The organism is Streptomyces chengmaiensis (genome assembly GCF_029846775.1).
In the GTDB taxonomy this organism is placed as follows: Bacteria; Actinomycetota; Actinomycetes; order Streptomycetales; family Streptomycetaceae; genus Streptomyces; species Streptomyces chengmaiensis.
Genome location: NZ_JARWBG010000108.1, coordinates 1 through 7,650, shown reverse-complemented (window position 1 = coordinate 7,650; position 7,650 = coordinate 1). Strand labels below are relative to the sequence as shown.

Sequence of the window (7,650 nt, the reverse complement as noted above, 5' to 3'; positions counted from 1 at the left end):
CGAGGCGGGCGCGGGAGCCGTCGCCGCGCTGCCGTAGCCGCCGGGGCCCCCGGAGCCGTAACCGCCGCCGTAGCCGCCGGGGGCGGGCGGACGGGGCGAACCGCCGCCCGGGCCGCCCTGCCCGGCCGGGCTGACGCCCGGGCCGCCGCCCGAACCGCCCGAGGGGTCGACGATCGCCTCGATCTTCCACTGCACATGGAACTGCTCGGCGAGCGCCTGTCGCAGCACCTCCTCGCTGCCGCTGCTCGCGAAGTTGTCACGCGCTCCGGCGTTGATGAAGCCGAGCTGGAGCGTGGTGCCGTCGAACCCTGCGACCTGGGCGTTCTGGCTGAGGAGGATCCACGTGAAGCGCCGGCGGTTCTTGACGGCCTCCAGGATGTCCGGCCACATGTTCCGCACCTGGGCGGCGGCCTGCGCGGAAGGCTGGGCTTGCGACGCCGGAGCCTGGGCCTCCTGGGCTGCCTGGGCCTGGGGCGCGACGGCTTGTGGCTGGGCGGCCTGCCCGGAGGGCTTCGCCGCTGTGGGCCAGCCGCCGGGCCGACGCCCGCCCTCGCCGCCCTGACCTGCGGGGGCGGCGGCCGTGGGCCACGCACCGGGACGCGGCCCGCCGGAACCCGGCGCCTGCGTCGGCTCCGACGCCGGAGCGGCCTGGGCAGACGCGGGCGCCTGGGACGCGGGGACCTGAGGCGCGGGGACCTGAACGGGGGCAGGCTGCGGCGCAGACGCTGGGGGCGCGGGAGCCTGTGCAGGAGCCGGGGCCATATGCCCCTGGACCTCGGGCCCGGGGACGTATCCCATCGCGGGCGCAGCGGCCGGGGGTCCTTGGAGCGCGGCCCCGCGCTCCAGCCGGTCCAGCCGGGCCTGCACGGAACGCTCGTCGTCGAAGGCTGCCGGCAGCAGCACCCGGGCGCAGATCAGCTCGAGCTGCAGCCGCGGCGAGGTCGCCCCGCGCATCTCCGTCAGCCCGGTGTTGACCAGATCGGCGGCCCGGCTCAGCTCGGCCGCCCCGAACACCGAAGCCTGCGCCTGCATCCGCTCCACCACATCGGCGGGAGCGTCGATCAACCCCTTGTCGCCCGCGTCCGGTACGGCAGCCAGGATCACCAGGTCCCGCAGCCGCTCCAGAAGGTCGGCGACGAACCGCCGCGGGTCGTTGCCCCCCTCGACGACCCGGTCAACGACCTCGAAGGCCGCCGCCCCGTCACCCGACGCAAAGGCATCCACGACGGAGTCGAGCAGTGAGCCGTCCGTATATCCGAGCAGGGCGGTGGCCATGGCATACGTCACACCGTCCGCGGCCGCGCCCGCGAGCAGCTGGTCCATGACGGACATCGAGTCACGCACGGACCCCGCGCCCGCGCGCACGACGAGGGGCAGCACACCGTCCTCGACGGGGATGCCCTCCTTGGCGCACACCTCGCCCAGATAGTCCCGCAGGGTGCCGGGGGGCACGAGGCGGAACGGATAGTGGTGCGTACGCGACCGGATGGTGCCGATCACCTTCTCCGGCTCGGTGGTCGCGAAGATGAACTTCAGATGCTCGGGCGGCTCCTCGACCACCTTCAGCAGGGCGTTGAAGCCCTGCGGGGTGACCATGTGGGCCTCATCGATGATGTAGATCTTGTAGCGGCTGCTCGCGGGCCCGAAGAAGGCCTTCTCCCGCAGCTCACGAGCGTCGTCCACACCTCCGTGGGATGCTGCGTCGATCTCGATCACATCGATCGACCCCGGCCCGTTCCGCGCCAGGTCCAGACAGGAGCGGCACTCTCCGCACGGGCTGGGCGTGGGCCCCTGCTCACAGTTCAGACACCGGGCGAGGATGCGCGCGCTGGTCGTCTTGCCGCATCCGCGCGGCCCGCTGAACAGGTACGCGTGATTGACCCGGTTGTTCCGCAGCGCCTGCTGCAGCGGGTCGGTGACATGCTCCTGCCCGATGACCTCGGCGAAGGTCTCGGGTCGATAGCGGCGGTACAGCGCGAGGGACGACACGCCTACGAGGTTATCGGCCCCCACCGACAACGGACCCCGCTCCCGCGACCCCGCCCCGAAGCCCCGGGCTGCCGCCCCCGCAAACGCAAGGGCCCCCCACGCACCCGCCAGAGCCGACCTACCCTTGCTGCCTTCCGGCCCTGGGGGAGTTCAGTCAGATAGCGCCACGTGAGGGGCTCCGCACAGAGTACCCGAAGGTGCGGGTGGGGATCGAGTTCGCGAGCACTCCTCTCGGTCATGTAATGTTTCCGGCGGAGGATTCGCCTAGAGGCCTAGGGCGCACGCTTGGAAATTGAGCGAGCCAGGAGCCCCCACAGCGAACACCACGATTACTGCCCTGATCTGCACTTATGCAGCTCGGGGCTTCTCTGTGTCGGGCGTGACATCACTGTCCGGCGCCGCTGGGCAAGACGAGTAAGACGCTCCGACTTGTCTAGCGGCCACCACAGAGAGTCATAGGCCATGGCAAGCAAGAGCCCGCTACGCGCTCAACAGCGCGCACGGAGCGCCAGCACTGACGAGAGCGCACGCTCACACGCGCTCAGCGCAGCAACGCCCCTAAGCGCTGTTCAGGGCGTGTCTGGAGCGTCCCTCATCGCCGAGCTAGAGCTACACCTGAGCACGACGAACAACAGGCGGGGTCGTCCCTTCCAGCGGAAGACGATCAATGCCTACGTCAACTCCGCCAAGTCCCTCGACCGATGGCTGTCCGAGCACGCATCGGAGCACGTCACGGCGCTACCAGGCACGAGCGCACACACGGCGGGTGTGGCAGAACTGTCGTTCCTGGGCGTAGACGTGCACGTCCTGAACCGTCATCTCCGCTGGTGGTACGAGACGTACGACGTCCCCAAGAGCCAGGACGGGAAAGGCGGGTACACGGGCGGGACGAACACCCAGTCTCGGAACCTCCGGGCCATGTTCAACTACCTGGCCGAGGAGTACGACCACCCGAACCCGTTCAAGGACCCGCGACTGCACAACTGGGCAGCTCCGGAGCTGGGCAAGCCTCGGACACTCTCCCGTGAGTTCATCTCCGACTGCCTCAAGATCACAGCGTGGGGACCGAGCCGACGAGACTTCGAGACGGTACGGGACCATGCGCTTCTCCGCGTACTCACCGAGGGACTACGCGCCGAGGAGATCCTGAGCCTCCGCACGTTCGACCTGGATCTACAGTCGGCCACGCTCGTGGTCGTGCCACTCAAGGGCAACAGGAACAGCACGGACGGACGACCTATCCCCTTGCAGCCGTCCACGATCAAAGCCCTCCAGCGGTACCTACGGGTCCGTGCCCTGCACAAGCGCGCCGCCGATGACTGGCTGTGGCTGGGCACCCGTAACCGCTCTCGACTCCTGTACGCGGGTCTCCACCGCATGACCAAACGGCGAGCGGAACAGGCGGGGTACGACGCGGAGCATGTTGCCCCGCACTCGTTCTGCCATAGCTGGTGTGACGACCTCCTGTCGTCGGGCGTCTCGGGTGAGAACGTCATGGCCATTCGCGGCTGGCGCTCTGCCTCGATGCTCCGCCGCTACGCCCAGGACACAGCAAGCCAGCGGGCGATCAATGCCGTGCACAACCTGGGCGACCGTTACTGACCCAGCGCTGACCAGCGGCTAAGCGCACGCCGGCGAGCCCGGCTCTCACGGAGTGCTCGCAGCAGAGGGCGGGTGTGGGACATCCATCGAGACGTTCCACACCCGCCCTCGTCGGCGTCGTCATAACGAGCCGCGCGCAGCGGCCACGATCAGGTAGCCACAGGTCGCGGCAGAGACGAGACACCACGTCGGCCACGCGATCCGCCCGAGGAATCGACGGATCACGGTATCCACTTCTCCAGCTCTCCGCCCGCGCACGAGGGACACGGGACCTTGAACGTGTGGCGGCAGGTGGCGCAGCCAGCGAACCCGCCGCAGTCAGGGCACCAGACGCCACGCCACCCGGCGCAGTAGCCGCAGTAGGTCATGGGCACCGCTGGCGTCTCGCGCGGCTTGCTCGCTCTCGGCTTCACGGGCCGTGGTGGTGCAGCCGTCGCCATCAGTGACCGTCCGGGTGCCGCGCCATCAGGACGTTGCAATCGGTCACCGTGGTCATGTCGCCGCCCGCTCGTGCCCAGTCCCGAACCTTCGCCAGCTCCAGACAGCCGAGGCAGCCGTCAACGGGCGTGGGCTCCAGCTCATTGGTTCGGTCCGGCAGCACCACCGGAGCACTCGGGTACGTTCGCGGTTCGCTCATGCCGACCCCTTCACGTCGTCCGTGTCACGACAACGCTAGGAAGATCGGCGCTCTGACCCCGAGCGGGTTCTACGTTGTTGCACGCGAGTTTCAGCCCAGGGCATCCAGCGCGGCACTCACGCACGCCCGAGCGTCGGCCCCGTAGACGGCCATCTCCCGGAGCTCCGCGAACGCCCGTACGTACATGGCCACTTCGCCCGGAGCCGTGAGGGTGACCTGAGCCGTCAGAAGTTCCACATGGACCCGTTGGTCATCGAAGATGTTGAAGCCCTCCAGCGTCCACATACCGCGTTCGCGGGCGGAGAAGGGGATCACGCCGAGGGAGACGGCGGGCAGTGACATGACCGACAGCAGGTGTCCCAACTGCCCTGCCATCGCTTCGGCGTCGCCCACCTGATAGCGCAACACCGACTCCTCAACCAAGAGCACGAACCGGTGGCCGGACTCGTGCAGCACGCGGGCACGAGCCATGCGGGCGTCTACCGCCTCGGTGATGTCGTCGGGTGCATGGTGGAAGCGGCGGATCGTGGACAGCAGAGCGGCGGCGTACGCGGGCGTCTGGAACAGGCCGGGCACGACGTGCGAGGCGTAGCCCCGGTGCAGCTTGGTCCGCTCGTACAGCGGGATACGGGACTCCTGGAGACGACGCAGGCCGGTGCGCTGTAGCCGCTTCCACTCCATGTACATGGAGGCGGCCGTACGAGACGCGGCGATGATGTCGGCGGCCTGGTCGTCGGCTTCGCACGCGGTGCACCACTCGCGGATGTCGGCGTCAGTGGGTGGCGTCCGCGCGTTCTCGATGCGGGAGACCTTGGACTTGTGCCAGCCGCAACGCGCGGCCAGCTCATGCCCTTTCAGCCCGGCGTCCAAGCGGGTTTCGCGCAACCGCGCGGCTACCGCCTTGCGGGCGTTCTCGACGCTGGATGACTGGTACTGGGGCATGGGCTGGCTACGTGTTGGCGCGGGTCAGACCGTGAACTCCTCGTGGGGTGTGGCGCGTTCCCAGACCGACTCGAACGCGTCGGCACAGAGCTTGATCACGTCCGGGTCCGAGTTGAGTTCGTGCCCTGCCGACGCGCCGTCCCCGGCGAAGTGGCCGAAGCGGATCAGCCGACCGTCGAGGAGCCAGAAGTCAGCGCCGGGCAGTGCCAGCGTCGCGGCCTCACGACGGGGCAGCCAGCGCACCAACTCGCCAGCCTCCACGTTGAGGTACGTACCCGCGTGCTCGTACCGGATGTACTCACTGACCGGCACGGAGACGACACGAGCACGGCGCATGACGACGCCACGGCCGACGGCTTCCCGCACGAGGTCGAGCCAGGGGCGGCGGCTCTCTACCGACTCGGGCGTGATCCGACCGGCGGACTTCCAGAGTGCGAAGTCGTCGGCCTCGGCGGCTACGCCGTAGGAGTCGCGCAACTCCAGGTGCACGGCCGAGTGGTGGCAGTCGCGGATCAGTTCACTGAACGGCGGAACGCTGCTCGGCTTCATCACACGCCTTCCTGATCTGGGCCACCATGCGCGCGGGGATGCGGATGACTGCCTCGGTGTCGGGGATGTGCCCGACCGTAAGGCATTCCGCTTCGGTGGCGTCGTCGGCCTTCCAGCCCTGGAACACGAGGTCTGCCGACGTGTCGTCTACCCACACAGTGGGGCAGTCGTCACCGTTCGTGTTCGGGTCCTTGCCGAAGAACAGTAGAGCCATGACGTTGCTCCTTGACCACTCGGTTGCGTCTGGTTGCACGAGCGTCGCCCGCGCTGCGGAGCGTCGTCAAGACTGCACAGCCAGCAGCGATCGGGGGGTGTGGAACGTACACTCGGCCATGCGAGAGCCCGAGCCACTTACCCTGGCTCGGGCTCTCTGCCGTCTGCGCTCAGCCGCTCATCACCACGGCGTGATCATGTCCCACACCACCCTGTAGACGGTGGCGATGCCGTCGAACCCGAGCACCGCGCCCAGCACGACGGCTTCCACGGCCACGAGTCCCGCGACGAGCCAGGCGAAGTGCTGGCGCTGGGACATCGGCGGGGTGCAGTCACGGCAGATCGGGTCTTCCTCGAACGTGCGCGGGGCGGGTACGAGATTCATCCCGCACGCGGTGCACGAAACGTAGGTCTTACCGCCGCGCTGGCTGTAGCGGAATCGTCGGGTGTGCTTTCCCATGTCGCTCTCGCTTTCGCTCAGTTGAACTGACATGGCGAACCTAGGAATGCACGGGAGACGAACCGAAGGGTCACGCCTGGATTCCATGGAGAGTTGTAATCCAGCTCCTAGGACAACTGTTATGCACGGCTTATGAGTTCACGTCTCGCGCGCACTGCGAGCGAGCGTCACGAGCTGAGTTGTGCGTTAGGGCGACAGAATCGCGTCTCTCGGCTCCCAACAGAGCGAGAGCGACAGAAGACACGCACGCTCGTACCGATCTCTTTAGACGCGCTCTCAGAGCTTTTGGCTATGCCGGCGAGCGCTGTAAGCATCGCTTAGACCGCGAGAAAGGGCCCTGACGCTCGATGCGTCGGGCCCTTCTCTGCTGGGTGTGGAACGTCAGACGGTGACGCGCTCAACCGTGCTGGCGGGGATGCGCTGGCGCTTGCCCTCGGAGTCGGTGAACTGGAGGAACTTGATGCTCCACCCAGTGATGCACTGGGCGGCGAAGGGCTCGGCAACGCCGTTGATGTAGACGCTGGCAGCCTTGTCCTTGTGGTCGCGCCAGGTGTCGGGCGTGATCTCGACCGGCTCAGCAGCGGGAGCCGTCTCGGTCTGCACGGCAGGTGCGCTCTCGGGCGTCGTCTCGTCGGCGGGCGTCTCGACCTTCGCCGGGACAGCGGTCGCAGCCTTGCGCGGGTCCTTCTTCTTGGTCGGCGTGACGGCAACCGGCTTCGGCGTGCTCGCAGCCGACGCGACGGCTTCGCCGCGCATCTCCTTGCGGCACTTGGCGCGAGCGGCCTTCGTGCTGGGGTGCTCGCACTGTGCGTGGGAGAAACGGGTCTTGGTCATCGTGTGCTCCTCGGGTCGTCGTCGTGCTGACACGGCAGACACTCCCAAGAGACGGCGAGCACTCCGAAGGGCTACGGCTGGACTCCGTGGAGAGTCGTTATCAAGCGATGGCCTCGACTCGCTCACGCGCTGGCGGGTGCGGAAGAGGTGCGCTGGTAATGCGCACGGACCCGCTCCCTATTGCACGCGCGGCAGTGCTTTGACCCTGTGCGCGGGTGGACGTACGTGTTCTCCTCGTCGTACGGGTGCCCCTGTGGGCAGAGCGTCTTGGGTGTGCGTGTCGGCGGTCACGTAATTCCCCACGATCTGCATGATCAGCGCCACGTAATTCCCCACCCGCGTGTTCACGATTCCCCACCGGGGCGCCGAACATCGACGGTGCCGCCGACCATGCTCGAACTGGCGTGATGTTCCCTGTTTCGGG

Annotated in this window: 8 protein-coding genes and 1 other RNA gene; 1 reads left to right on the top strand and 8 read right to left on the bottom strand. The window is 67.9% G+C overall.

The genetic code is table 11. The features are described 5' to 3' along the window. On the bottom strand, positions 1–1,989 hold a 1,989-nt coding region (locus QCN29_RS36250), incomplete at its 3' end, for a DNA polymerase III subunit gamma and tau (protein WP_279933513.1). Positions 1,990–2,074: 85 nt separating this feature from the next. Next, an RNA gene (gene ffs / locus QCN29_RS36245) (signal recognition particle sRNA small type) lies at positions 2,075–2,169 on the bottom strand. A gap of 396 nt (positions 2,170–2,565) precedes the next feature. On the opposite strand from ffs, the gene QCN29_RS36240 reads away from it, so the two are divergent. Then, the gene (locus QCN29_RS36240) at positions 2,566–3,591 is read left to right on the top strand and encodes a tyrosine-type recombinase/integrase (protein ID WP_279933512.1); all 1,026 of its coding nucleotides are present in this window, start codon (positions 2,566–2,568) and stop codon (positions 3,589–3,591) included. Positions 3,592–4,030: 439 nt separating this feature from the next. Here QCN29_RS36240 and QCN29_RS36235 read toward each other — a convergent pair whose 3' ends face one another. The 6 genes from QCN29_RS36235 to QCN29_RS36210 form a co-directional block, all read right to left on the bottom strand. Next, a complete protein-coding gene (locus tag QCN29_RS36235) occupies positions 4,031–4,228 on the bottom strand; it encodes a hypothetical protein (protein WP_279933511.1) in 198 nt (65 codons plus the stop codon). A gap of 90 nt (positions 4,229–4,318) precedes the next feature. Next, positions 4,319–5,170, bottom strand: a complete 852-nt coding sequence (locus QCN29_RS36230; protein WP_279933510.1) for a helix-turn-helix domain-containing protein — start codon at positions 5,168–5,170, stop codon at positions 4,319–4,321. Positions 5,171–5,194: 24 nt separating this feature from the next. Next, the gene (locus QCN29_RS36225; protein ID WP_279933509.1) at positions 5,195–5,719 is read right to left on the bottom strand and encodes a DUF6879 family protein; all 525 of its coding nucleotides are present in this window, start codon (positions 5,717–5,719) and stop codon (positions 5,195–5,197) included. Continuing rightward, positions 5,688–5,933, bottom strand: a complete 246-nt coding sequence (locus QCN29_RS36220; protein WP_279933508.1) for a hypothetical protein — start codon at positions 5,931–5,933, stop codon at positions 5,688–5,690. Before QCN29_RS36220 ends, QCN29_RS36225 begins: the two co-directional genes overlap by 32 nt. 180 nt (positions 5,934–6,113) lie before the next feature. Next, on the bottom strand, positions 6,114–6,317 hold the full coding sequence (locus QCN29_RS36215) for a hypothetical protein (protein ID WP_279933507.1): 204 nt from the start codon (positions 6,315–6,317) through the stop codon (positions 6,114–6,116). 456 nt (positions 6,318–6,773) lie between these two features. Next, entirely contained in the window at positions 6,774–7,226 is a 453-nt protein-coding gene (locus tag QCN29_RS36210; protein WP_279933506.1) for a hypothetical protein, read from the bottom strand. Positions 7,227–7,650: the final 424 nt, after the last annotated feature.